The organism is Streptomyces roseolus (assembly GCF_014649855.1).
GTDB classification, from domain to species: Bacteria; Actinomycetota; Actinomycetes; order Streptomycetales; family Streptomycetaceae; genus Streptomyces; species Streptomyces roseolus.
On record NZ_BMTV01000030.1, the window covers coordinates 1 to 23501 of the forward strand.

22 protein-coding genes are annotated in these 23501 nt (G+C 74.6%); 17 read left to right on the plus strand and 5 right to left on the minus strand.

The genetic code is table 11. The features are described 5' to 3' along the window. A partial coding sequence (locus IE245_RS29440) for a methionine adenosyltransferase domain-containing protein (RefSeq protein WP_189953042.1) occupies positions 1–345 on the plus strand: 345 nt, incomplete at its 5' end. Between the two features lie 96 nt (positions 346–441). Further along, complete coding sequence (locus IE245_RS29445; RefSeq protein ID WP_189953044.1) at positions 442–2580, plus strand: primosomal protein N'; 2139 nt, start codon at positions 442–444, stop codon at positions 2578–2580. An 84-nt stretch (positions 2581–2664) separates the two neighbouring features. Here IE245_RS29445 and IE245_RS29450 read toward each other — a convergent pair whose 3' ends face one another. Then, the gene (locus IE245_RS29450; RefSeq protein ID WP_189953046.1) at positions 2665–3183 is read right to left on the minus strand and encodes a hypothetical protein; all 519 of its coding nucleotides are present in this window, start codon (positions 3181–3183) and stop codon (positions 2665–2667) included. Between the two features lie 403 nt (positions 3184–3586). Here IE245_RS29450 and fmt point away from each other — a divergent pair, with 403 nt between their 5' ends. From fmt to IE245_RS29505, 11 genes are all read left to right on the plus strand, one after another. Further along, the gene (fmt, locus tag IE245_RS29455; protein ID WP_189953048.1) at positions 3587–4519 is read left to right on the plus strand and encodes a methionyl-tRNA formyltransferase; all 933 of its coding nucleotides are present in this window, start codon (positions 3587–3589) and stop codon (positions 4517–4519) included. Continuing rightward, a complete protein-coding gene (locus tag IE245_RS29460) occupies positions 4516–4854 on the plus strand; it encodes a hypothetical protein (protein ID WP_189953050.1) in 339 nt (112 codons plus the stop codon). Before fmt ends, IE245_RS29460 begins: the two co-directional genes overlap by 4 nt. A 58-nt stretch (positions 4855–4912) precedes the next feature. Next, the gene (locus tag IE245_RS29465; RefSeq protein WP_189953052.1) at positions 4913–6325 is read left to right on the plus strand and encodes an RsmB/NOP family class I SAM-dependent RNA methyltransferase; all 1413 of its coding nucleotides are present in this window, start codon (positions 4913–4915) and stop codon (positions 6323–6325) included. Positions 6326–6421: 96 nt separating this feature from the next. Then, the gene (gene rpe / locus IE245_RS29470; RefSeq protein WP_189953054.1) at positions 6422–7105 is read left to right on the plus strand and encodes a ribulose-phosphate 3-epimerase; all 684 of its coding nucleotides are present in this window, start codon (positions 6422–6424) and stop codon (positions 7103–7105) included. A gap of 121 nt (positions 7106–7226) precedes the next feature. Continuing rightward, entirely contained in the window at positions 7227–8285 is a 1059-nt protein-coding gene (locus IE245_RS29475; protein ID WP_189953057.1) for a sugar-binding transcriptional regulator, read from the plus strand. Positions 8286–8442: 157 nt separating this feature from the next. Next, a complete protein-coding gene (locus IE245_RS29480; protein ID WP_189953059.1) occupies positions 8443–8907 on the plus strand; it encodes a guanyl-specific ribonuclease in 465 nt (154 codons plus the stop codon). Further along, positions 8894–9196, plus strand: a complete 303-nt coding sequence (locus IE245_RS29485) for a barstar family protein (protein ID WP_189953060.1) — start codon at positions 8894–8896, stop codon at positions 9194–9196. Before IE245_RS29480 ends, IE245_RS29485 begins: the two co-directional genes overlap by 14 nt. Before the next feature lie 158 nt (positions 9197–9354). Continuing rightward, entirely contained in the window at positions 9355–9996 is a 642-nt protein-coding gene (locus IE245_RS29490) for a DUF998 domain-containing protein (RefSeq protein WP_189953062.1), read from the plus strand. A 47-nt stretch (positions 9997–10043) separates the two neighbouring features. Continuing rightward, positions 10044–11333 carry a sensor histidine kinase gene (locus IE245_RS29495; RefSeq protein WP_189953064.1) on the plus strand — a complete coding sequence of 430 codons (1290 nt, stop codon included), beginning with the start codon at positions 10044–10046 and terminating at the stop codon, positions 11331–11333. Between the two features lie 5 nt (positions 11334–11338). Further along, positions 11339–12022: a response regulator gene (locus tag IE245_RS29500; RefSeq protein WP_189953067.1), complete on the plus strand. Its 684-nt coding sequence runs from the start codon at positions 11339–11341 to the stop codon at positions 12020–12022. A gap of 156 nt (positions 12023–12178) precedes the next feature. Then, a complete protein-coding gene (locus IE245_RS29505) occupies positions 12179–13621 on the plus strand; it encodes a GuaB1 family IMP dehydrogenase-related protein (protein ID WP_189953069.1) in 1443 nt (480 codons plus the stop codon). Between the two features lie 95 nt (positions 13622–13716). On the opposite strand, the gene IE245_RS29510 is transcribed toward IE245_RS29505, so the two are convergent. Further along, complete coding sequence (locus IE245_RS29510; RefSeq protein WP_189953072.1) at positions 13717–14712, minus strand: GDSL-type esterase/lipase family protein; 996 nt, start codon at positions 14710–14712, stop codon at positions 13717–13719. A gap of 341 nt (positions 14713–15053) precedes the next feature. On the opposite strand from IE245_RS29510, the gene IE245_RS29515 reads away from it, so the two are divergent. The 4 genes from IE245_RS29515 (at position 15054) to IE245_RS29530 (ending at position 19935) form a co-directional block, all read left to right on the plus strand. Continuing rightward, positions 15054–16535, plus strand: coding sequence for an amino acid permease (locus tag IE245_RS29515; RefSeq protein ID WP_189953073.1), 1482 nt, complete (start codon positions 15054–15056; stop codon positions 16533–16535). Positions 16536–16545: 10 nt separating this feature from the next. Then, positions 16546–17001, plus strand: a complete 456-nt coding sequence (locus tag IE245_RS29520) for an Lrp/AsnC family transcriptional regulator (RefSeq protein ID WP_043223665.1) — start codon at positions 16546–16548, stop codon at positions 16999–17001. Positions 17002–17374: 373 nt separating this feature from the next. After that, a complete protein-coding gene (locus IE245_RS29525; RefSeq protein ID WP_189953075.1) occupies positions 17375–18181 on the plus strand; it encodes a carbon-nitrogen hydrolase family protein in 807 nt (268 codons plus the stop codon). A gap of 53 nt (positions 18182–18234) precedes the next feature. Continuing rightward, on the plus strand, positions 18235–19935 hold the full coding sequence (locus IE245_RS29530) for a flavin monoamine oxidase family protein (RefSeq protein WP_189953077.1): 1701 nt from the start codon (positions 18235–18237) through the stop codon (positions 19933–19935). 12 nt (positions 19936–19947) lie between these two features. Here the strand turns inward: IE245_RS29530 and IE245_RS29535 are convergent, their stop codons facing one another. From IE245_RS29535 to IE245_RS29545, 3 genes are all read right to left on the minus strand, one after another. Next, positions 19948–20655 (minus strand): DUF5995 family protein, encoded by a 708-nt coding sequence (locus IE245_RS29535; protein WP_189953079.1) that lies wholly within the window; start codon positions 20653–20655, stop codon positions 19948–19950. 73 nt (positions 20656–20728) lie between these two features. Then, complete coding sequence (locus IE245_RS29540; RefSeq protein WP_189953081.1) at positions 20729–22135, minus strand: uracil-xanthine permease family protein; 1407 nt, start codon at positions 22133–22135, stop codon at positions 20729–20731. 113 nt (positions 22136–22248) lie between these two features. Beyond that, on the minus strand, positions 22249–23469 hold the full coding sequence (locus tag IE245_RS29545) for an MFS transporter (protein WP_189953083.1): 1221 nt from the start codon (positions 23467–23469) through the stop codon (positions 22249–22251). Positions 23470–23501 lie beyond the last annotated feature (32 nt).

Below are 23501 nucleotides of genomic sequence, written 5' to 3' on the forward strand. Positions count from 1 at the left end.
GACCGCTCGGCCGCCTACGCCATGCGCTGGGTCGCCAAGAACGTCGTCGCCGCGGGCCTCGCCTCCCGCTGCGAGGTACAGGTCGCCTACGCCATCGGCAAGGCCGAGCCGGTCGGCCTCTTCGTCGAGACCTTCGGCACCAACGCCGTCGAGACCGAGAAGATCGAGAACGCCATCGGTGAGGTCTTCGACCTGCGCCCGGCCGCGATCATCCGCGACCTCGACCTGCTCCGCCCGATCTACTCCCAGACCGCCGCCTACGGCCACTTCGGCCGCGAGCTGCCCGACTTCACCTGGGAGCGCACCGACCGCGTCGACGCCCTCAAGAAGGCCGCCGGCCTGTAGGTCACCCGCACCACCACCCGGAAGCCCGGCACCCCCTCGGGGGCGCCGGGCTTCCGGCGTCCCCGGCTGTCCGAGCCGTCTGGTAGGTATGGGGCTGTGAGCAGCGAGAAGGGGAACGACGAGAGCGGCGAGGGGCCCGAGCAGCTCGCGCTCATCCGGGAGACCGTGCGCAAGGCGAAGGTGCCGAAGGCGAAGCCGCGGACGTGGCGGGGGGCGGCGCTCGCCAAGGAGCTGCCGGTCGCACGGGTGGTGGTGAACAAGGGGGTGCTGCACCTCGACCAGTTCTTCGACTACGCGGTCCCCGAGGAGCTCGACGAGGCCGCGCGGCCGGGCGTGCGGGTGCGGGTGCGGTTCGGCGCCGGGGCCGGACAGGTGCGGGGCGGGCGCCGGGAGGGCGGGCGGCTGATCGACGGGTTCCTCGTCGAGCGGCGGGCCGCCTCCGACTACTCCGGGCCGCTGGCCGCCCTCGCCGACGTGGTGTCGCCCGAGCCCGTGCTCGGGCCCGAACTGCTCGGCCTCGCGCGGGCCGTCGCCGACCGGTACGCGGGCAGCCTCGCCGACGTGCTCCAGCTCGCCGTCCCGCCGCGCAACGCCGCCGCCGAGCGGCGGGCCTCGCCCCCGGCGCTGCCGCCGCCCCCGCCGCCGGAGCCGGCCACCTGGGGCCGGTACGAGCAGGGGCCGGCGTTCCTGGAGTCCCTGGCGCGCGGCGGGGCGCCCCGGGCGGTCTGGACGGCGCTGCCGGGGCCGCACTGGGCCGAGGAGATCGCCCGCGCGGTCGCCGCCACGCTCGCCTCCGGGCGCGGCGCCCTCGTCGTCGTGCCCGACGGGCGGGCCGTCGGGCGGGTCGACGCGGCGCTGACCGCCGTCCTGGGGGAGGGGCGGCACGCGGTGCTCACCGCCGAGGCCGGGCCCGAGAAGCGGTACGGGCAGTGGCTCGCCGTGCGGCGTGGCTCCGTGCGGGCCGTCGTCGGCACCCGGGCCGCCATGTTCGCGCCCGTCCGGGACTTGGGCCTCGTCGCCATCTGGGACGACGGCGACGACAGCCACAGCGACCCCCACGCCCCGCAGCCGCACGCCCGCGAAGTGCTGCTCCTCCGTGCCGCGCACGACCGGTGCGCCTTCCTGCTCGGCGCCACCGGCTGCACCGTGGAGGCCGCGCAGCTCGTCGAGTCCGGCTGGGCCCGGCCGCTCGCCGCGAGCCGCGAGGAGGTCCGCAGGGCCGCGCCCCTGGTGCGCACCGTCGGCGACGACCTGCTCGCCCGGGACGGGGCCGCGCGCGCCGCCCGGCTGCCCTCGCTCGCCTGGGAGACGCTCCGGGACGGACTGCGCGACGGCCCGGTCCTCATCCAGGTCCCCCGCCGCGGATACGTGCCCCGGCTCGCCTGCCAGCAGTGCCGGACGCCCGCCCGCTGCCGGCACTGCGCCGGACCGCTGGAGGCCCCCGACCAGCGCGAGCTGCACTGCGCCTGGTGCGGGCGCGAGGCCCCCGACTGGCACTGCGAGGCGTGCGGCTCCGCCCGGCTGCGCGCCCAGGTCGTCGGCGCCCGCAGGACCGCGGAGGAGCTCGGCCGGGCCTTTCCCGCCGTCCCGGTGCGCACCTCCGGCCGCGATCACGTCCTGGACCGGGTCCCGGACCGCCCCGCCCTCGTCGTCTCCACCCCCGGCGCCGAGCCGGTCGCCGACCGCGGCTACGCGGCGGCGCTGCTGCTCGACGGCTGGGCCCTGCTCGGCCGCCCCGACCTGCGGGCCGGCGAGGAGGCGCTGCGGCGCTGGATGGACGCGGCCTCGCTGGTCAGGGGCCAGGCGGAGGGCGGCACCGTGGTGGTGGTCGCCGAGCCGACGCTCCGGCCCGTGCAGGCGCTCGTCCGCTGGGACCCGGTCGGGCACGCCCAGCGGGAGCTGGCCGAGCGGGCCGAGCTGGGCTTCCCGCCGGTCTCCCGGATGGCGGCGGTGGCCGGGCCTCCCGAGTCCGTGGCGACCTTCCTCACGGGCGCCGCGCTGCCCATGGACGCGGAGGTCCTCGGGCCGGTGCCGCTGCCGGTGGTCCGCCCGGGATCCGTCCGCCGGCCCGGCGACCCGCCGCCCGGCGAGCGGTGGGACCGGGCGCTCGTCCGGGTCCCGCCGGGCAGCGGCGCGGCGCTCGCGCAGGCCCTCAAGCACGCCCGGGCGAGCCGTCAGGCACGCGGCACCGGCGATCCCGTCCGGATCAGGGTGGACCCACCGGACATCGGCTGACGGCGACCGACCACGGGGCGGACACGACGACGGCCGCCGCCCCCTTCGGCCAGGGGACGGCGGCCGGTCGTCGGCCCCGCGGGGTCAGCCGTTGCGCGGGCTGGGGAAAGCGGGGGAGCGGGGCTCCTCGCGGAGGGTGGCGCTGCCCGAGGTGGGCTGCGGCGGCATGCTGCGGGCGGCGGGCACCGACGGCAGGGTGCGGGTCGCGCCCGGCTCGGCGCCGTGCTGCTCCGGCTCCGCCGAAGGCTGCTGGGGCGTCCGGCGGGCACCGTAACGGCGGTGGACGGCCTGCTTGGTGACACCCAGCGCGGAACCGACGGCGTCCCAGGAGAACCCGAGGGAGCGGTCGAACTCGACGGCCGCGGTCACCAGGGTCTCGACGCTGTCGCGGAGCTCCTGGGCGAGCCGAACGGTGGGGGCGGGGGCGCGGCCGTAGACGACGAAGCCCGTGGACGGGCCGGAGCGGCGAGGGCGGTAGACATTGCCCAGCTGGGCCGTGAGCGTGCGCAGTGCGTCCACCTGCCGCCGGACCCGCTCGATGTCCCGCACCAACAGGTGCAGACTCGCCCGGGCTTGGGCGTCGTGGGTTGCGTGGTCGGCCATGTGAAAGCCTCTCGAACCGGCGATGGAAGGGCGGGCGGCCGCAGGGGGACGGCAGCCCGATGAGGTCAATCTCTCTTGACCAACGCGCCACCGGGGCTTGGGTCACGCTGCGGGGGCGTACACGCATATGCGCAGGGCGCTCACCGCCGCGCACGCCCCCTCCCTCCGCGCGCCGCCCCGCTCCTCTCCTCCCCGCGCGAGGCCGGGAGCGGCCGACGGCGCCTTCCCGCCGCCCGGCACGGCCCGGCCGCCCCCCTCCGCGGGCGGGCCGCGGGGCCCTCCGGTGCGTCCGGCCGGGGCCTCTCCGCCGGGGCCCGGCCGTCCCCTCCGGCCGGCGTCGGAGACAGCGCCTAGACTGATGCGTCGCTCGCAACGCCCCCGGACAGACAGGCAGTCGCCACCCATGAAGCTGGTCTTCGCAGGCACCCCCGAGGTCGCCGTTCCCGCCCTGGACGCCCTGCTCGCCTCGGGCCGGCACGAGGTGGCGGCCGTGGTCACCCGGCCGGACGCGCCGGCGGGGCGCGGGCGGCGGCTCGTCGCCAGTCCGGTCGCGCAGCGGGCCGAGGAGGAGGGCATCGAGATCCTGCGGCCGGCCCACCCGCGCGACGAGGGCTTCCTCGCCCGGCTGCGCGAGATCGCCCCCGACTGCTGCCCGGTCGTCGCCTACGGCGCGCTGCTCCCGCAGAAGGCCCTCGACATCCCGGCCCACGGCTGGGTCAACCTGCACTTCTCCCTCCTCCCGGCCTGGCGCGGCGCCGCCCCCGTCCAGCACGCGGTGATGGCGGGCGACGAGGTGACCGGCGCCTCCACCTTCCAGATCGAGCGGGGCCTCGACTCCGGCCCGGTCTACGGCGTGGTCACCGAGGAGATCCGCCCCACCGACACCAGCGGCGACCTGCTCACCCGCCTCGCCTTCGCCGGCGCCGGACTGCTCTCGGCGACCATGGACGGCATCGAGGACGGCACCCTGAAGGCCGTCCCGCAGCCCGCCGACGGCATCACCCTGGCCCCGAAGATCGAGGTCGAGGACGCCCACGTCGACTTCGCCGCCCCCGCCCTCCGCGTCGACCGCGTCGTCCGCGGCTGCACCCCCGCCCCCGGCGCCTGGACCCTCTTCCGCGGCGAGCGCCTCAAGCTCATCCAGGTCGCCCCCGTCGCCGACCGCACCGGCCTCGCCCCCGGCGAGCTGGCGGTCGGCAAGAACGACGTGTACGCGGGCACGGGGTCGTACGCCGTCGAGCTGCTGTGGGTCCAGCCCCAGGGCAAGAAGCCCATGAAGGCCGCCGACTGGGCCCGCGGCGTCCGCATCGCCGCGGGCGAGCGCCTGGGCGCGTGACCCCGCCGCCGCTTCCCGAAGGGCCGTGGGACGCCTGGGAGCCGCGCCGCTTCGACGGCAGCCGGCTCACCCTGGTCGCCGGGTACGACCTCACGTGCCACCACGGCCTGGAGGCGGAGCTCGTGGACGTCTCGTACGTCCGGTGCCCGACGGGCTTCATGGACCCCGTCTTCCGCGAGCCCACCGCCGGGGAGCGGGCCGAGGTCCTGCGGACCGTCGGCGAGGAGCCGCCCGTGCTCCTCGCCTTCGAGGCGGACGGGGGCGGCACCGCGCCGGTGACCTGCCTCCTCGCCGCCGAGGACCCGGTCGTCCGGCAGGGGTGTTTTCCCCGGTAGCGGCGCGCGGACGTAGGCTGGGTGGGTTCGACCCCTCCTTTCGTCACGCGGAGCACCTTTGAGCGAGCAGGCACGTCGCCGTCCCCCCAAGCCCCACCGCCGGCCCAAGAAGGATCCCGTGCGGATGCTCGCCTTCGAGGTGCTCCGGGCGGTCGACGAGCGGGACGCGTACGCCAACCTCGTGCTGCCCCCGCTGCTGCGCAAGGCGCGGGAGAAGGAGGGCTTCGAGGCCCGGGACGCGGCCCTCGCGACCGAGCTGGTCTACGGGACGCTGCGCCGGCAGGGCACGTACGACGCGATCATCGCGGCCTGTGTCGACCGGCCGCTGCGCGAGGTCGACCCGCCGGTCCTGGACGTGCTGTCACTCGGCGCGCACCAGCTGCTCGGGACCCGGATCCCGCCGCACGCCGCCGTCTCCGCCACCGTCGAGCTGGCCCGCGCGGTGCTGGGCGAGGGACGCGCCAAGTTCGTCAACGCCGTGCTGCGGAAGATCACGCGGCAGGACCTCGACGCCTGGGTGGCCGAGGTCGCCCCGCCGTACGAGAAGGACGCCGAGGACCACCTCGCCGTCGTGCACTCCCACCCCCGCTGGGTGGTCTCCGCGCTCTGGGACGCGCTCGGCGGCGGCCGGGCCGGCATCGAGGCGCTCCTGGAGGCCGACAACGAGCGGCCCGAGGTCACCCTCGTCGCCCGCCCCGGCCGGGCCACCGTCGAGGAGCTGGCCGAGGCCGCCGAGACCGAGCCGGGCCGCTGGTCGCCGTACGCCCTGCGGCTGAGCGACGGCGGCGAGCCGGGTGCCATCGAGGCCGTCCGGGACGGCCGGGCCGGCGTCCAGGACGAAGGCAGCCAGCTCGTCGCGATCGCGCTGGCCAACGCGCCGCTCGAAGGACCCGACACCCGCTGGCTCGACGGCTGCGCGGGGCCCGGCGGCAAGGCCGCCCTGCTCGGCGCGCTGGCCGCCGAGCGCGGCGCCGCCCTGCTCGCCTCCGAGAAGCAGCCGCACCGCGCCCGGCTCGTCGAGCGCGCGCTGGCCGGCAACCCCGGCCCGTACCAGGTCATCGCCGCCGACGGCACCCGCCCGCCGTGGCGCGAGGGCTCCTTCGACCGGGTCCTGGTCGACGTGCCCTGCTCCGGGCTCGGCGCCCTGCGCCGCCGCCCGGAGGCCCGCTGGCGCCGCCGCCCCGAGGACCTCGACGGCTTCGCCCCGCTCCAGCGCGGGCTGCTCACCGAGGCGCTCCGGGCCGTCCGCGTCGGCGGGGTCGTCGGGTACGCGACCTGCTCGCCGCACCTCGCCGAGACCCGGGTCGTCGTGGACGACGTCCTGAAGAGGCTCGGCGGCGCCGAGCTGGTCGACGCCCGACCGCTCTTCCCCGGCGTCGACCGGCTCGGCGACGGCCCCGACGTCCAGCTGTGGCCGCATCTGCACGGTACGGACGCCATGTATCTGGCGCTGATCCGCCGGACGGCCTGACGGTTTCTGCTGGTCCGTACCAGTACGTCCGGTGCCGGAAGGGCCGTGGACCGGTTCGCGGCAAAGAAGTCCCCAAGAACGTGGCAGGCTTGGCTCATGGCGCAGATCAATCCCAGCATCCTCTCCGCAGACTTCGCCCGCCTCGCGGACGAGGCCAAGGCCGTCGACGGAGCCGACTGGCTGCACGTCGACGTCATGGACAACCACTTCGTGCCCAACCTGACGCTGGGCGTGCCGATCGTCGAGTCGCTCAGCCGGGCGACCGACACCCCCCTCGACTGCCACCTGATGATCGAGGACCCGGACCGCTGGGCGCCGCAGTACGTCGAAGCGGGCGCCGGCTCCGTGACCTTCCACGTCGAGGCGGCCGCCGCACCGGTCCGGCTCGCCCGGGAGATCCGCGCCAAGGGCGCCAGGGCCTCCATGGCGCTCAAGCCGGCCACCCCCATCGAGCCCTTCGAGGACCTGCTCCCCGAGCTCGACATGCTGCTCATCATGACCGTGGAGCCCGGCTTCGGCGGCCAGGCCTTCCTCGACATCATGCTTCCCAAGATCCGCCGCACCCGTGAGCTGATCGCGAAGCACGGTCTGGAACTGTGGCTCCAGGTCGACGGCGGCGTCTCCGAGGCGACCATCGAGCGCTGCGCCGAGGCGGGCGCCGACGTCTTCGTGGCCGGCTCGGCGGTCTACGGCGCGGCCGATCCGGCCGCCGCGGTGGCCGCGCTGCGGGCCAGGGCGGACGCCGCCACGGCCGGTGCCGCCTGGGCATGTGGCCACTGAGCCTCCGGCCGGTGAACGCGGTCCGACGGGCCGCCGACAGGACTGATCAAGGGCCGCCGTTTCTGACAGGATGAACAGCGGGTCCAGAGTGTGAACGAACACGGATCGTGGACAGCGGTGCGTGAACAGCAGTGAGGAGATCGCGGTGGCGGGAATGTCGGCGGGACGGTCGGCCCTGCGGATGGGCCCCGCGGAGCTGGTGCAGGCGGCGGCCATGGCGCGCCGCTTCTACCTGGAGGGGAAGTCCAAGATCCAGATCGCCGAGGAGTTCGGCGTGAGCCGCTTCAAGGTGGCCCGGGTCCTGGAGACCGCTCTGGAGCGGGATCTCGTACGCATCGAGATCCGGGTACCGGCCGAGCTGGACGCCGAACGTTCCGACGCGCTGCGCGCCCGTTACGGGCTCCGCCACGCCGTCGTCGTCGAGTCCCCGGCCGAGGACGACGAGTCGCCCGATCCGGAGAACCTCGGCGAGGTCGCCGCCGACCTCCTCGGCGAGCTGGTCGCCGAGGGCGACGTCCTCGGCCTGGCCTGGGGCCGCTCGACCATCCACATGGCGGCCGCCCTCGACCGGCTGCCCCCGTGCACGGTCGTCCAGCTCACCGGCGTGTACGACGCCGGGACCGCCGAGCGCGGCTCGGTCGAGGCGGTCCGGCGCGCCGCCCAGGTCTCCGGCGGCGAGGCCCACCCCATCTACGCGCCCATGCTGCTGCCCGACCCGGCCACCGCCGCCGCGCTGCGCAGCCAGACCGGCATCGCCCGCGCCTTCGAGTACTTCGACAAGGTCACCGTCGCCTGCGTCTCCATCGGCTCCTGGGAGCCGGGCATCTCGACCGTCCACGACATGCTCACCGAGGAGGAGCGCGCCCACTACGCCACCCTCGGCGTGGCCGCCGAGATGTCCGCGCACCTCTTCGACGCCGAGGGCCGCCGGGTCGGCCGCGACCTGGGCGAGCGGTGCATCACCGTCGAGGCGGACCGGCTGCGCCGGATCCCCGAGGTCGTCGCCATCGCGGGCGGCCAGCGCAAGGCGGCGGCGATCGGCGCGGTGCTCCGCTCCGGCCTCGTCACCAGCCTCGTCACCGACCGCTCGGCCGCCGACCACCTGCTCACCGAGTCCAGCCCGGGCCCGCGCCCGGCCCTCGACCGCAAAGACCCGGACACGGGCACCGACGCCCGCTGATCCCGGGCCGGGGCACCGGCGCCCGCTGATCCCGGACACCGGGACCGAAGCCCGCCGATCCCGGACGGGCCGCCGGCCGGGCGCCTTCCCGGCTCCGTCCGGCTTCTCCCGGGCGCGTCCTCCGGCCCGGTCCGGCGGCCGGTGGCAGCATCGGGGGATGATCGCTCGCCGTCTTCGGGCGGGGCTCGGCGTCCTGGTCGGGCTGACGCTGCTCCTCACCGGCTGCTCGGCCGGGACCGCCACGCCGACCGCCCCCGCGGCCCCGTCCCGTACCGCCGCGTCGGCCGTTCCCGCGCCCTCGGGCCGAGCGACCGCCACGCCCGTCTCGGACCTCCCCACCGTCCGGGAGTCGGAGCTGCCGCCCGAGGCGCGCAGGACCCTCGCCCTGATCCGGGCCGGCGGTCCCTTCCCGTACGCCAAGGACGGCAGCGTCTTCTCGAACTTCGAGCGGATCCTGCCGCCCAGGAAACGCGGCCACTACCGCGAGTACACCGTCCGCACCCCCGGCGAACGCGACCGCGGGGCCCGCCGCATCGTCACCGGCGGGGACGGGGAGCGGTACTACACCGACGACCACTACGAGAGCTTCCGGGAGGTGGTGGTCGGCGATGAGGCTCGATGACCCCGTCGTCCTCGATCTGCGCGGCGTCACCGACAAGGCGGGCTTCATGGACCGCTGCGCGGACGCGCTCGGCCTGCCGGACTGGTTCGGCCGCAACTGGGACGCGCTGGCCGAGAGCCTCGGCGAGCTGCCCCGGCCCGTCGCCGTCGTGGTGACCCACTGGCAGGCGTACGCGCGCCATGCCCCGCGTGACTGGGACCTCGCCCGGGAGGTGTTCGCGACGGCCGTCGAGGAGTCCGGCGAGCGGCTCTCGGTGCTGGTCGCCCTGGGACCGGAAGGGGAGGAGTGAGGCGCGGTCGGCGCGGCGCGTACACCGTGGGGAGTACGGCGTGCGCCGGGGGAGTACGCCGGGATGTCGGCGGGCGGGGGACGCGGGCGGGGGAGCCGGGTTCCTAGCGTGAGGGCCGTCGGGCGGAAGCGCCGCCCCGCACCGTCCGGAGGTTCCTCGTGCAGACCCGCTCCCCGTCCTCCTCCTCGTCCGCCGTCGTCGCCGGGGTCGGTGCCGCCGTGGCCGGGATCGCCGCCGCCGACCTGCTGAACCCGGGGTACAGCCCGGTCACCGAGGTGATCAGCCGGTACGTCAACGGGACCGCCGGATGGCTGGTCACCGCCGCCCTGCTGCTGATCGCCGGGGCGTCCGCCCTCCTCCTCGCCCTGCTGCGGCGCGCCGGGGCGCCGCGGGCCGGCCGGTGGGCGGTGGGGGTGTGGGCCGTCGGCGTCCTGGTCGCCGGGGTGTTCCCGGCCGACCCGCCCGGGCGGTGGAGCCGGCCCTCCGCCTCGGACCTCGTCCACGGCACCGCCGCCGCCCCCGCCTTCCTGGCGCTGCCCGTGGCCGCGCTGGTGCTGCACCGGTGGCTGGCCCGGCGCCGGCCGAGCGCCGCCCGGGCGCTGCGGGCCGTGCTCGTCACCTCGCTCGTCTCGACCGGCGCGCTGCTGGTCTGCCTGGTCGACGTGATGGACGGGCCCTCGCTCGGCACGGCCGCCGTGCCCACCGTCGTGGGGCTCGTCGAGCGGGTCGCCTTCGGCACCGCCCTGGTCTGGGTGGCGCTCGCCGCCGTCGCCGCCGCGCGGCCGCAGGACCGCGCGTGAGGCCCGAACGGCCCTGGCCGCGGGCGGGAGTTGGGCAGAATGGGCAGGTGAGCGACGAGCGTGCCCTCCGGGGCGGGTGGAGCGGTGGGGCGGGGGCGGACGGGGGACCGGCGGCCACGCGCGCCGCCGGGGCCGTACGGGGCGCCGCGGCGGTCGTGACGGCGGTCGCCGTGGTCACCGCCGAGGCCCTGGCGGGCGACGGCCCGCTTCTGGCCGGCGCGGTGCCGTACGGGCTCGGGCTCGCCGCCCTGGTCCTCGTGGCCGGCCGGTGGCCGCGCGCCGCCCTCCTGGCGAGCGTCCAGACCGTCATCGCCTTCCGCGGCGCCGGGATGTCGGACGTGGGCTGGATCTGGCCCGCCTCCGCCGCGTACTTCCTCGTCGCGGCGGGGACCGGGACCGGGCGCACACCGGACGAGGAGGGGAAGCGGCTCGGCCCGCCGCCGCGGCGGGTGCCGCGCGGGCTCGCCTTCGCCGTCGCCGTCGGCGTCCTCCAGGTCGTCTTCGCGGCGAACTGGGAGCGGTACGTCGCCGGGCTCGACGGCCGGGAGGCCGTCGCCGAACTCGGCGCCGAGACCCTCTGGCTCGCCCTCGTCCTGGCCGCCGCGACCGCTTGGCGCAACGGCCGCAACTGGCGCCGCGAGGAGGCGGCCGGCCGCGAACGCGCCGCCCGGGAGCGGGCGGCGGAGGCCCGGCGGCGGGCCGAGGCGGAGCGGCTCCGGATCGCCCGCGAGCTGCACGACGTGGTCGCGCACACCCTGACCGTCGTCGGCGTGCAGCTGCGGGTGGCCGTCGAGGCCCTCGACGACGAGCCGGCGGAGGCGCGGGCCGCGCTGCGGACCGCGCAGGAGGTCCGGGCGACCGCCGTCGCCGACCTGCGCGCGCTCCTCGGCGTCCTGCGCGACCCCGGGGAGGAACCGGGCGCGATGGAGCTCGCCCCGGGGCGGGGACTCGACGGCGTCGCCGACCTCGTGGAGGGCGTACGGGCCGCCGGACTCCAGGCGGCCGTCGAGACCGAGGGCGACCCGGCCGGGGTCCCGGCGCCCGTCGCGCTCGCCGTCTACCGGATCGTCCAGGAGTCGCTGACCAACGCGGTGCTGCACTCCGGCGGCACCCGCGTCGACGTCCGGCTGCGGTACGGCCCCGGGGCCGTCCGCGTCGAGATCGCCGACGACGGCACCGGGACCGGCACCGGGGACGGGGCCGACACGCGGGCGGGCGGCGGCCACGGGGTCGCCGGGATGCGGGAGCGGGTCTCCGTCCTCGGCGGAGAGTTCGCCTCCGGGCCGGGCGAGCACGGCGGACACACCGTCCGGGCCGTGATTCCTGTGCCAAGCTGACGATCATGACGATCTCGGTACTCCTCGCCGACGACCAGGCCCTCGTCCGGGCCGGTTTCCGCAGCCTGCTCCGGCGGACCCGTGACATCGAGGTGGTCGGCGAGGCGGCCACCGGCGACGAGGCGCTGCGCGCCGTCCGCGAGCTGCGCCCCGACGTCGTCCTGATGGACATCCGCATGCCCGGGACGGACGGGCTGACCGCCACCGAGACCCTCACCCGGGACCCGGAACTCGCGGGCACCAGGGTCATCGTGCTGACCACCTTCGAGACCGACGAGTACGTCTTCGCGGCGCTCCGGGCGGGCGCCGGCGGCTTCCTCACCAAGGAGATCGAACCGGACGACCTGCGCCAGGCGATCCGGGCGGTCGCCGCCGGCGACGCCCTGCTCTCGCCGAGCGCGACCCGCCGGGTCGTCGCGGAGTTCGCCCACCGGGCACCCGCCACCACCGTCGCCGCGGAGCGGCTCACCGCGCTCACCGCCCGCGAGCGCGAGGTGGTGGCCCTGGTCGCGGCCGGGCTCTCCAACGACCGGATCGCCGAACGGCTGGTGATCTCCCCGCTGACGGCCAAGACCCACGTCACCCGGGCGATCACCAAGCTCGGCGTGCGCGACCGGGTCCAGCTCGTCGTCCTCGCGTACGAGACGGGGCTGATCCGCCCCGGTCACACCGCGGAGAGCGACGTGTGACCGAAAGCGTTCGGGCGATCCTCCGAAAGGTGGGTCGTGAGGCTCGGAGGATCCGCCCGGGGCTGGTATCCGTACCGGCGTGGGACAATGAACTACGTGCTTTTTCCCCTGGCTGAAATGCCTAGGGGCCGATCCGAACGACTGGGATGTCAGCACGTGCGTTTCCTCAATGACGTCAAGCCGCCGTACGACCTCACGTACGACGATGTGTTCATGGTGCCGAGCCGGTCGGCCGTCGGCTCCCGACAGGCCGTGGACCTCTCCGCGCCGGACGGCACCGGCACGACGATCCCGCTGGTCGTCGCCAACATGACCGCGATCGCCGGCCGCCGCATGGCCGAGACGGTCGCCCGCCGGGGCGGCATCGTCGTCATCCCCCAGGACATCCCGATCGAGGTCGTCACCGAGGTCGTCTCCTGGGTGAAGAGCCGCCACCTGGTCCTCGACACCCCCATCGTCCTGGAGCCGCACCAGACCGTCGCCGACGCCCTCGCGCTGCTGCCCAAGCGGGCGCACGAGGCCGGCGTCGTCGTCGACGAGCACCGCCGCCCCGTCGGCGTCGTCACCGACGCGGACCTCGCCGGCGTCGACCGCTTCACCCAGCTCTCCGAGGTCATGTCCAAGGACCTCCTGCTGCTCGACGCGGACATCGACCCCCGCGAGGCCTTCAACACCCTCGACGGCGCCAACCGCCGCTACGCCCCCGCCGTCGACGCGGACGGCAAGCTGGCCGGCATCCTCACCCGCAAGGGCGCCCTCCGGGCCACCCTGTACACCCCGGCCGTCGACGCGGACGGCAAGCTGCGGATCGCCGCGGCCGTCGGCATCAACGGCGACGTGGCCGGCAAGGCCAAGCTGCTGCTCGACGCGGGCGTCGACACGCTCGTCATCGACACCGCCCACGGGCACCAGGAGTCGATGATCTCCGCGATCAGGACGGTGCGCGCGCTCGACCCGCAGGTCCCGATCGTCGCGGGCAACATCGTCTCCGCCGAGGGCGTCAAGGACCTCATCGAGGCCGGCGCGGACATCATCAAGGTCGGCGTGGGCCCCGGCGCCATGTGCACCACCCGCATGATGACCGGTGTCGGCCGCCCGCAGTTCTCGGCCGTCCTGGAGTGCGCCGCCGAGGCGAAGAAGTACGGCAAGCACGTCTGGGCCGACGGTGGCGTCCGGCACCCGCGCGACGTCGCCATGGCGCTCGCCGCCGGCGCGTCCAACGTGATGATCGGCTCCTGGTTCGCCGGGACGTACGAGTCCCCCGGCGACCTCCACCACGACGCGCAGGGCCGCGCCTACAAGGAGTCCTTCGGCATGGCGTCCGCGCGGGCGGTGCGGAACCGCACGTCCGAGGAGTCGGCGTACGACCGGGCGCGCAAGGCGCTCTTCGAGGAGGGCATCTCGACGTCGCGGATGTTCCTCGACCCGGCCCGCCCGGGCGTCGAGGACCTGATCGACTCGATCATCGCGGGCGTGCGGTCGTCCTGCACGTACGCCGGTGCGAGCACGCTGGCGGAGTTCGAGGAGAAGGCCGTCGTCGGCATCCAGTCCGCCGCCGGCTACGCCGAGGGCAAGCCCCTCCACGCCAGCTGGAGCTAGGCCCCGGCCCGCCCGCGCCTGAACCCGCACCCGATGTAAGGGTGCGGGTTCAGACGCATGCGCGGAGGCAGCCGGGAGCGGCCGGGCACCGCGCCCTAGCGGAAGGCGGGCCCGAGGCGGGACAGGACCTTCGTGACCGCCTCGGCCAGGACGGCGTGGCCGGTGTCGTCGGGGTGGAGGCCGTCCGCCAGGTGCTCGGGGCCGAGGAGGGGACGGCCCGGCAGGACGAGGAGCCGGTCGTCGCCCTCCGACGCCAGCTCGCGGCCCGCGCGCTCCATCGCCCGCCGCAGCTCCGTCAGCGTCGCGCCCAGCGCGTTGCGGGCGTGCTCCGCGGCCGGGCGCAGCACGGGGGAGACCAGGAGGAGCGGGGTGCGGGGGTGGCCCCGCCGGACCAGCCCCACGAAGGAACGCACCGTCGCGTGCAGCCACTCGGGCGTCGCCGGCACCCGGTCCCAGCAGTTGGTGCCGAACGCCAGGGTGATCACGTCGCCCGGGAGCCGGGAGAGGTGCTCCGCCAGGACGAGTTCGCCGCGCGCCCCGCCCGCGTACCCGAGGTTCACCGGGTCGAGACCGAGCGCGCGCCCCGCCACCGCGGGCCAGGCGTGGGCCGGCCGGGTGGACCACCAGCCCTCGGTGATGGAGTCGCCGTGGACCAGCCACCGGGGCCGCGCGGGCGCGGGCGAGAGGGCCCCGCCGACGGCCCGGACGCCGCGCACGACGGGCGCCTGCGCCTCCGGCAGGTGGACGGTGAACTCCCCGCCGCCCGGCGGGAGTCGGAGCCGTACCGTGGTCTCCTCCGCGGGCTCCGCGCAGACCTCCCGCACACACCGTCCGTCCTGCCAGAGCGCGAACACGTGCCGCAGCGCGCGCAGTTCGTCGCCGGCCGGCGGAACGGCCGCCCGGTAGCGGAGTTCCACCGCCGAAGTGCCGGGCTCCGCGAGGAATTCGACCCGTACCCCGATCGGCAGCGCGGCCCGTTCCGCGACGTCCCAGGGCAGTCGGTCCAGGTCGGCGGGGTCGGCGCGGACCGCCCGGTCGCCGTCCCGCCAGGCCGTGCCGCGGAGGAAGGGCCCGGGTTCCAGCCAGCTCACTCGGCACCTCCGATCGGCCCGGTCCGGAGCGGCCCGGGCGGTGGGGAGTCACGGCATCGTCCAGGTTCCGTCCTGTCCCCTGATGTGTCGATTCATGCGGGGGCGCGCAATGTTTCCCCGTCCGGGCCGGAAGTGCGCAATGATCATTCGCCACTGCGCAACAACACTGCATTACGGATGCGAAGCGGAGCGCTAGGCTCATCCCTCGTACCAGGAGTGGCGGGGACCGCCTGCTCGGCGGACTTCCTGCCCCCGTGGACTGCTTCGGCATGCCCGCGGAACCGGCACGCGGCCGCCGCGATCCCCGTCGTACCGACAGGCAGCGATAAGGAGCCTCCGCAGTGCTGGATCACGGCGCAGCCCCACCGGTCGAGTCCCCGACCGCCCGCAAGACCCCCTTCCTGACCGCCCTCGTCCGCCGCAAGCCGGTGGAACGCCTGGTCGCGGAGGGTGGGCAGGGCGAGGGCGGCAGTCTCCGCCGCTCGCTCTCCATGTGGCAGCTGACGATGATCAGCATCGGTGCCACGCTCGGCACGGGCATCTTCGTCGTCCTCGGCGAGGCGGTCCCCGAGGCCGGTCCGGCCGTGACGCTCGCCTTCGTCTTCGCCGGTCTCACCGCGCTCTTCTCGGCCCTCTCGTACGCCGAGCTGGCCGGCACCATCCCGGTCGCGGGCTCCTCCTACTCGTATGCGTACGCAACGATGGGTGAGCTCATCGCCTGGGTCTGCGGCTGGTGCCTGATGCTGGAGTACGGCGTCTCGGTCGCCGCCGTCGCCGTCGGCTGGGGCGACTACCTGAACGAGCTGCTCGACGGCACGATCGGCGTCACCCTCCCCGCCGCGCTGAGCGCGCCGCCCGGCGAGGGCGGTGTCTTCAACCTGCCGGCCCTGATAGTCGTCGTCCTCGCGATGCTGTTCCTGCTCGGCGGCGCCAAGGAGTCGGCCCGCGCCAACACGATCATGGTCGTGGTGAAGATCGCCGCCCTGGTCCTCTTCTGCGCCGTCGGCTTCATGGGCTTCAAGTCCGGCAACTACTCCGACTTCATGCCGCTCGGCATGAGCAGCGTCGGCGCCGCCGGGGCCATCCTCTTCTTCTCGTACATCGGCTTCGACGCCGCCTCCACGGCCGGCGAGGAGGCGAAGAACCCCAAGCGCGACCTGCCCCGGGCGATCATGCTCTCGCTGGTCATCGTCACCGCGCTGTACGTCCTCGTCGCGGCCGTCGCGGTCGGCGCCTGGGACTGGAAGAAGTTCGAGGGCACCGACGCCACCCTCGCCGCGATCATGAACGACGTCACCGGCCAGAGCTTCTGGGGCACCCTGCTCGCCGCCGGCGCCGTGATCTCCATCGCCAGCGTGGTCCTCACCGTGCTCTACGGCCAGACCCGCATCCTCTTCGCGATGGCCCGCGACGGCCTCGTCCCCAAGGTCTTCGGCAAGGTCGACGCCAAGACCGGCACCCCGCGCACCAACACCCTGATCGTCTCGCTGCTCTGCGGCGGCCTCGCGGCCGTCGTCCCGCTCGGCGAGCTGGTCAACGCCACCAGCATCGGCACGCTCTTCGCGTTCGCCCTGGTCAACATCGCCGTCGTGGTGCTCCGCTTCACCCGCCCCGACATGGAGCGCTCCTTCAAGGTGCCCTTCGGCCCGGTCTTCGCCGTCCTCGGCTTCCTCTGCTGCGGCTACAGCATGTACAGCCTCGACCTGATCACCTGGGTGTACTTCGGTGCCTGGATGGCCGCGGGTCTCGTGTTCTACTTCCTGTACGGCATGCGCCGCTCCCGCCTGGTCACCGAGCCCGTGACCACCGACGCAGAGAAGTGATCCACCCGTAGTGCGACTCAACGACCTCGACGAACGCATCGTCCACGCCCTCGCGGAAGACGCCCGCCGCAGCTACGCCGACATCGGCTCGCTCGTCGGTCTCTCCGCCCCCGCCGTGAAGCGGCGCGTGGACCGGCTCCGGGCCGAGGGCGCCATCACCGGCTTCACCGTACGGGTGGACCCGGCGGCGCTCGGCTGGGAGACGGAGGGCTTCGTCGAGATCTTCTGTCGCCACAACACCTCGCCGGACGACATCCGGCGAGGTCTGGAGCGGTATCCGGAGGTGGTGTCCGCGTCGACCGTCACCGGTGACGCGGACGCCGTCGTCCAGGTCTTCGCCTCCGACATGCGCCACTTCGAGCGCGTCCTGGAGCGGATCGCGGGCGAGCCCTTCGTGGAGCGCACCAAGTCCGTCCTGGTGCTCTCCCCGCTGCTGCGGCGCTTCTCCTCGGGATCGCCCGCCTGACGCGCCACCCGGCCGTGCCGTCGTGGGTCCACGGCAGCACGGGGAAGTCCCCGCCGCCCCGCACGGCCTTTCGTGCGGGGCGGCGGCGTCGCACGGCGGCACCTCGTCCGTCCGCGGGGCGGAGGCCGGCCGCGGCCCGGCCGGCGGGCCGTCGCGGCGGCGGACGATCCGGGGGTGAGCCGCCGGCCGCGGAGCGCGCACGCCCCCGGTCCGGTCGCCGCGCAACGAATCGCCGCTCCGGTCGTACATCGCGCAACGGTTCGACGGTCGGTCCGCAACGGTCCCGTCTTGTCCGGGCCGAGCCCGGAACCGTACCGTTTTGGACGTCTCCCGGAGACGCCCCTCCCTCCCCTCCGCCCCCACGAGGAACAGCATGCCCACGGTGCGCACCGCCCTGCTCCAGAGCTCCGGACGGCTCGGTGACGTCACCGCCAACCTGCGGATCCTCGACGAGACCGCCGCCCGGGCCGCGGCCGCGGGCGCGGACGTGCTGCTCGCCCCCGAACTCTTCCTCACCGGCTACGCGATCGGCGCCGACATCGCCCGCCTCGCCGAGCCGTCCGACGGCCCCTCGGCCCGCGCGGTCGCGGAGATCGCCGCCCGCCACGGCCTCGCCGTCGGCTACGGCTACCCCGAGCGGGACACCGAGCGGCACGGCGTGATCTACAACGCGGCCGCGCTCTTCGGCGCCGACGGCGCCCCCCTCGCGCGGTACCGCAAGACCCACCTCTTCGGCGACTTCGAGCTGAAGTGGTTCACCCCGGGCGACGAGCCGCTCGTCCAGGCCCGCATCGGCGACCTCACCGTCGGCCTGATGATCTGCTACGACGTCGAGTTCCCCGAGAACGTACGGGCGCAGGCGCTGGCCGGCACGGACCTCCTCCTCGTGCCGACCGCCCTCATGCACCCCGCCGAGATCGTGCCGCTCTCCGTCGTCCCGGTGCGCGCCTTCGAGAGCCAGATGTACATCGCGTACGCCAACCGCGCCGGCGCCGAGGGCGACTTCGAGTTCGTCGGGCTCTCCGTGCTCGCCGGCCCCGACGGCACCGCCCGGGCACGTGCCGGCCGCGGCGAGGACCTCGTCCTCGGCGACGTCGACCCCGAGGCCCTGGCGGCCTCCCGCGCGGAGAACCCGTACCTCCGCGACCGCAGGCCGGGCCTGTACGGCTCCCTCGTCTGAGCCGCCCCCTCCCCCTTCCTCTCCCACCCCCCGCGCAAGGAGTCCGCACCCCCATGACGTCCACCGTGCCCAACGCCGTCGAGCACGCCGACGAGCAGCAGCCGCCGATCACCATGTTCGGCCCGGACTTCCCGTACGCGTACGACGACTTCCTGGCCCACCCGGCCGGCCTCGGCCAGATACCCGCGACCGAGCACGGCGCCGAGGTCGCGGTCGTCGGCGGCGGCCTGTCCGGCATCATCGCCGCGTACGAGCTGATGAAGATGGGCCTCAAGCCCGTCGTCTACGAGGCCGACCAGATCGGCGGCCGGCTCCGCACGGTGGGCTTCGAGGGACCGGAGACCGAGGGGCTGACGGCGGAGATGGGCGCCATGCGCTTCCCGCCCTCCTCCACCGCCCTCCAGCACTACATCGACCTGGTCGGCCTGGAGACCACGCCGTTCCCGAACCCGCTGGCCGAGGCCACCCCCTCGACCGTCGTCGACCTCAAGGGCGAGTCGCACTACGCCGAGACCGTCGACGACCTGCCGCAGGTCTACCGCGACGTCGCCGCCGCGTGGAACAAGTGCCTCGACGAGGGCGCCGACTTCTCCGACATGAACCGCGCCATGCGCGAGCGCGACGTCCCGCGCATCCGCGAGATCTGGGCGAAGCTGGTCGAGAAGCTCGACAACCAGACCTTCTACGGCTTCCTCTGCGAGTCCGAGGCCTTCAAGTCCTTCCGGCACCGCGAGATCTTCGGCCAGGTCGGCTTCGGCACCGGCGGCTGGGACACCGACTTCCCCAACTCCATCCTGGAGATCCTCCGCGTCGTCTACACCGAGGCCGACGACCACCACCGCGGCATCGTCGGCGGCTCGCAGCAGCTGCCGCTGCGCCTGTGGGAGCGCGAGCCGGAGAAGATCGTCCACTGGGCGCAGGGCACCTCGCTGGCCTCCCTGCACGAGGGCGGGCAGCCGAAGCCGGCCGTCACCCGGCTGAACCGCACGGCGGGCAACCGGATCACCGTCACCGACGCGTCCGGCGACATCCGCACCTACCAGGCGGCGATCTTCACCGCCCAGTCCTGGATGCTGCTCTCCAAGATCGCCTGCGACGACTCGCTCTTCCCGATCGACCACTGGACGGCGATCGAGCGGACCCACTACATGGAGTCGAGCAAGCTCTTCGTCCCGGTCGACCGGCCGTTCTGGCTCGACAAGGATGAGGAGACCGGGCGGGACGTCATGTCGATGACGCTGACCGACCGGATGACCCGCGGCACCTACCTCCTGGACGACGGCCCGGACAAGCCGGCCGTCATCTGCCTCTCGTACACGTGGTGCGACGACAGCCTGAAGTGGCTGCCGCTGTCCGCGAACGAGCGGATGGAGGTCATGCTGAAGTCGCTCGGCGAGATCTACCCGAAGGTCGACATCCGGAAGCACATCATCGGCAACCCGGTGACGGTCTCCTGGGAGAACGAGCCCTACTTCATGGGCGCCTTCAAGGCCAACCTGCCGGGGCACTACCGCTACCAGCGGCGCCTGTTCACCCACTTCATGCAGGACCGCCTGCCTGAGGACAAGCGCGGCATCTTCCTCGCCGGCGACGACATCTCGTGGACGGCCGGCTGGGCCGAGGGCGCGGTGCAGACGGCGCTCAACGCGGTGTGGGGCGTGATGCACCACTTCGGCGGCGCCACCGACGCCACCAACCCGGGCCCGGGCGACGTCTACGACGAGATCGCCCCGGTCGAGCTGCCGGAGGACTGATCCCCGGAGGCCCTACGGCCTGGCCAGGGGCGTGAGCAGCATCCGCCCCACCAGGCCGACCGAGCGGTCGAGCCGCTCGGTGAACTCGGCCGCGATCCCGGGCAGCGTCCGCAGCTGCCACAGCGAGCGGGCGGCCAGCCAGGCCCCGTCGCGGGCCCGGTCCAGGCTCCAGCAGCCGAGCAGGTGCGTCAGCGGGTCCGCGATCTCCAGGAGGTCCGGGCCCGGCATCAGTTCCTCGCGGATCCGCTCCTCCAGGAGGACGAGGACGTCGCCGACCCGGTCGAACTCGTCCTCCAGGTCGGCCGGCGCGCAGTCCAGGGCGGCGCAGCTGTCGACGAGGGAGAGCGCCAGGTCGTGGCCGATGTGGGCGTTGATCCCGGCGAGCGCGAACTGGAGCGGGGTCACGCCGGGGTGCCGCCGGTAGTGGAAGAGGGGCCGCCAGCAGGCGGGCCCCGGGCGGCCCGCCGCGTGGGCCTCGACGGCGGCGAGGTAGCGCTCGGCGAAGAGCACGTCCAGGGTGGCCGCCGCCCGCCGGTCCTCGAAGGCGCCCGCCTCGATGGCGTGGCCGATCTCCTCGGTGACCGTCAGGTACACCCGGTTGAAGACGGCGACGCCGTCGCCCGGGTGCCAGGCCGCGCGGAGCGACCGCATCCGGTCCACGACGGGGTCGACCGCCACGAACTGCCCGAGCCGTTCATCCGTCCACTGGGTCTGCGCCATGGGGGCAGACTTCCAGCCGCCGGGCCCCGGAGGGAGCCTCCGGGGCCCGGCTTCGCCGGAACGGGCGAATACCTCAGTTCTTCGCCGTGTCGCCGGGGCCCGTCTCGTACGAGCTGGTGCCCGAGTCCAGGAGCGGTTCCTGCTCCGTGGGCGCGGCCTTGAGGTGCGCCGGGGCGAAGGTGCGCAGCACGTGGTAGCCGGTGATGACGACGATCGTGCCGAGTGCGATGCCGCCGAGCTCGAAGGTGTCGGTGAAGCTCAGCTTCACGCCGCCGACGCCGATGATGATGCCGGCGGCGGCCGGGACCAGGTTGAGCGGGTTGCGCAGGTCGACCTTGGCGTTGATCCAGATCTGCGCGCCGAGCAGGCCGATCATGCCGTAGAGGATGACGGTGATGCCGCCGAGGACGCCGCCCGGGATGGCGGCGACGACCGCGCCGAACTTGGGGCAGAGGCCGAAGAGGAGCGCGAAGCCGGCGGCGGCCCAGTAGGCGGCCGTGGAGTAGACGCGGGTGGCGGCCATGACGCCGATGTTCTCGGAGTACGTGGTGTTCGGCGGGCCGCCGACGGCGGTCGACAGCATGGACGCGGCGCCGTCCGCGGCGATCGCGGTGCCCAGCTTGTCGTCGAGGTCGTCGCCGGTCATCTCGCCGACGGCCTTCACGTGGCCGGCGTTCTCGGCGATCAGCGCGATGACGACGGGGAGCGCGACGAGGATGGCGGACCACTCGAAGCTGGGGCCGTGCAGGTCGGGCAGGCCGATCCAGTCGGCCTTGCCGACGGCGGAGAGGTCGAGCCGCCAGTGGTCGGTGACCTGGCCGCTCGGGGACATCGAGTGGATCTTGCCGAAGACCAGGTCGAGGACCCAGGAGAGGGCGTAGCCGAAGACCAGGCCGAGGAAGATCGCGATCCGTGACCAGAAACCGCGCAGGCAGACCACGGCCAGACCGGTGAAGAGCATCACCAGGAGGGCCGTCCACTGGTCCTGCGGCCAGTACGTGGAGGCCGTCACGGGCGCCAGGTTGAAGCCGATCAGCATGACGACGGCGCCGGTGACCACCGGGGGCATCGCCGCGTGGATGATCCGGGCGCCGAACCTCCGCACCGCGAGACCGGCGAGGAAGAGCACCGCGCCGACCACGAGGACGGCGCCGGTCACGGTCGCGCTGCTGCCTCCGGAGGCCCGGATGGCGGCGGCGACGCCCACGAAGGAGAGCGAGCAGCCGAGGTACGAGGGGACCGTGCCGCGCGTCGCGAGCAGGAAGATGACCGTGGCGAAGCCGGACATCATGATCGCGAGGTTGGGGTCGAGGCCCATGAGCACCGGGGCGACGAAACTCGCCCCGAACATGGCGACCACGTGCTGTGCGCCGAGACCGACGGTACGGGGCCAGGAGAGCCGCTCGTCGGGGCGGACGACGGCCCCGGGGGCGGGCGTTCTCCCGTCCCCGTGCAGGGTCCAGCGCACGCCGAGTTTCATGAGGTCGCTCCCGTTCTCCGGTTCCGGCGGCCAGGACGCGGCCGCAGAAGATCAGCCATATGGTATGCGCCGGAACCGGCCGGGGGAGGGCGCCGGAAGCCCCGGTCCCGGGCTCAGCCGACCGGGCCCGCGCTCTTCGCCGTGTCCGTGCCGGCGGGCGCCGCGGCTGTGGCGCGCGGGGCGGTCCGCAGCACGCCCGCGCCCAGGACCAGGCCGAAGGCGAGGGCGGTGACCAGGCCGAACGAGAACACCAGCGAGGTGGCGTCGGCGATGCCGCCGATCGCGGAGGGGGCGATCAGACCGGAGGTGTACGTGATGGTGGCGACGCCCGCGATGGCCTGGCTCGGGTTCGGACCGCTGCGCCCGGCGGCGGCGAAGGCGAGCGGGACGACGACCGCGACCCCGAGGCCGAGCAGTCCGAATCCGGCCATCGCGACGGCGGCGTTCGGGGCGACGACGACCATGAACCCGCCGAGGGTGGCGGCCACGCCCCCGACCCGGACGGTGCGGACCGCGCCGAAACGGTCCACGACCCGGTCGCCGATCAGCCGGGCCACGGCCATGGTCAGCGCGAAGGCGGTGGTGGAGGCGGCGGCGAGACCGGCCGAGCCGCCCAGCTCGTCGCGGAGGTAGACGGCCGACCAGTCGAGGCTGGCGCCCTCGGCGAAGACCGCGCAGAAGCCGATCGCGCCGATGACCAGGGCGGACCTGGGGGGCAGCGCGAAGCGCGGCGGGGCCTCTTCCGCCTCGGCGGGCGCCGGGTCGAGGACGCCCTGGCAGCAGACGAGGCCGAGGGCGGTCAGGACGAGCGCGGCGATCAGGTGGTGGACGCGGGCGTCGCCGCCGAGATGGGCGGCGACGGTGCCGGCCGCCGAGCCGAGCAGGGCGCCCACGCTCCACATGCCGTGCAGGCTGGACATGATGGAGCGGCCGAGCCGGGTCTCCGTCTCGACGCCGAGCGCGTTCATCGCCACGTCGGACATGCCGGCGGTGGCGCCGTAGACGAAGAGGGCCGCGCACAGGCCCCAGACGTTCGGCGCGAGCGAGGGCAGGACGAGCGACAGCGTCCACAGGGCGAGCAGCCCGCGCAGGGCGGTCCGGTCGCCGAAGCGGTGGCTGATCCGGCCGGCCAGCGGCATCGCGAGCGAGGCGCCGAGGGCCGGGAACGCGAGCGCGAGGCCGAGCTGGCCGGCGCTCACCCCCGCGTGCTCCTGGATCCAGGGGATCCGGGTCGCGAAGCTGCCGGTCACGGCCCCGTGCACGCAGAAGACGGCGGCGACGGCGAAGCGGGCCCGCCGGAGCCGTTCGGAGCTGAGGACGGTCTCCGCCGCCATGGGTCCTCCTCGGGATACGTGTCGTCCGATGA

What these genes read in the sequence shown, in the direction of transcription:
- IE245_RS29450 (WP_189953046.1), bottom strand. Translation starts at nt 3,183, where the DNA reads ATGGCCGACCACGCAACCCACGACGCCCAAGCCCGGGCGAGTCTGCAC.
- fmt (WP_189953048.1), top strand. Translation starts at nt 3,587, where the DNA reads ATGAAGCTGGTCTTCGCAGGCACCCCCGAGGTCGCCGTTCCCGCCCTG.
- rpe (WP_189953054.1), top strand. Translation starts at nt 6,422, where the DNA reads ATGGCGCAGATCAATCCCAGCATCCTCTCCGCAGACTTCGCCCGCCTC.
- IE245_RS29480 (WP_189953059.1), top strand. Translation starts at nt 8,443, where the DNA reads ATGATCGCTCGCCGTCTTCGGGCGGGGCTCGGCGTCCTGGTCGGGCTG.
- IE245_RS29485 (WP_189953060.1), top strand. Translation starts at nt 8,894, where the DNA reads ATGAGGCTCGATGACCCCGTCGTCCTCGATCTGCGCGGCGTCACCGAC.
- IE245_RS29500 (WP_189953067.1), top strand. Translation starts at nt 11,339, where the DNA reads ATGACGATCTCGGTACTCCTCGCCGACGACCAGGCCCTCGTCCGGGCC.
- IE245_RS29525 (WP_189953075.1), top strand. Translation starts at nt 17,375, where the DNA reads ATGCCCACGGTGCGCACCGCCCTGCTCCAGAGCTCCGGACGGCTCGGT.
- IE245_RS29530 (WP_189953077.1), top strand. Translation starts at nt 18,235, where the DNA reads ATGACGTCCACCGTGCCCAACGCCGTCGAGCACGCCGACGAGCAGCAG.
- IE245_RS29535 (WP_189953079.1), bottom strand. Translation starts at nt 20,655, where the DNA reads ATGGCGCAGACCCAGTGGACGGATGAACGGCTCGGGCAGTTCGTGGCG.
- IE245_RS29540 (WP_189953081.1), bottom strand. Translation starts at nt 22,135, where the DNA reads ATGAAACTCGGCGTGCGCTGGACCCTGCACGGGGACGGGAGAACGCCC.
- IE245_RS29545 (WP_189953083.1), bottom strand. Translation starts at nt 23,469, where the DNA reads ATGGCGGCGGAGACCGTCCTCAGCTCCGAACGGCTCCGGCGGGCCCGC.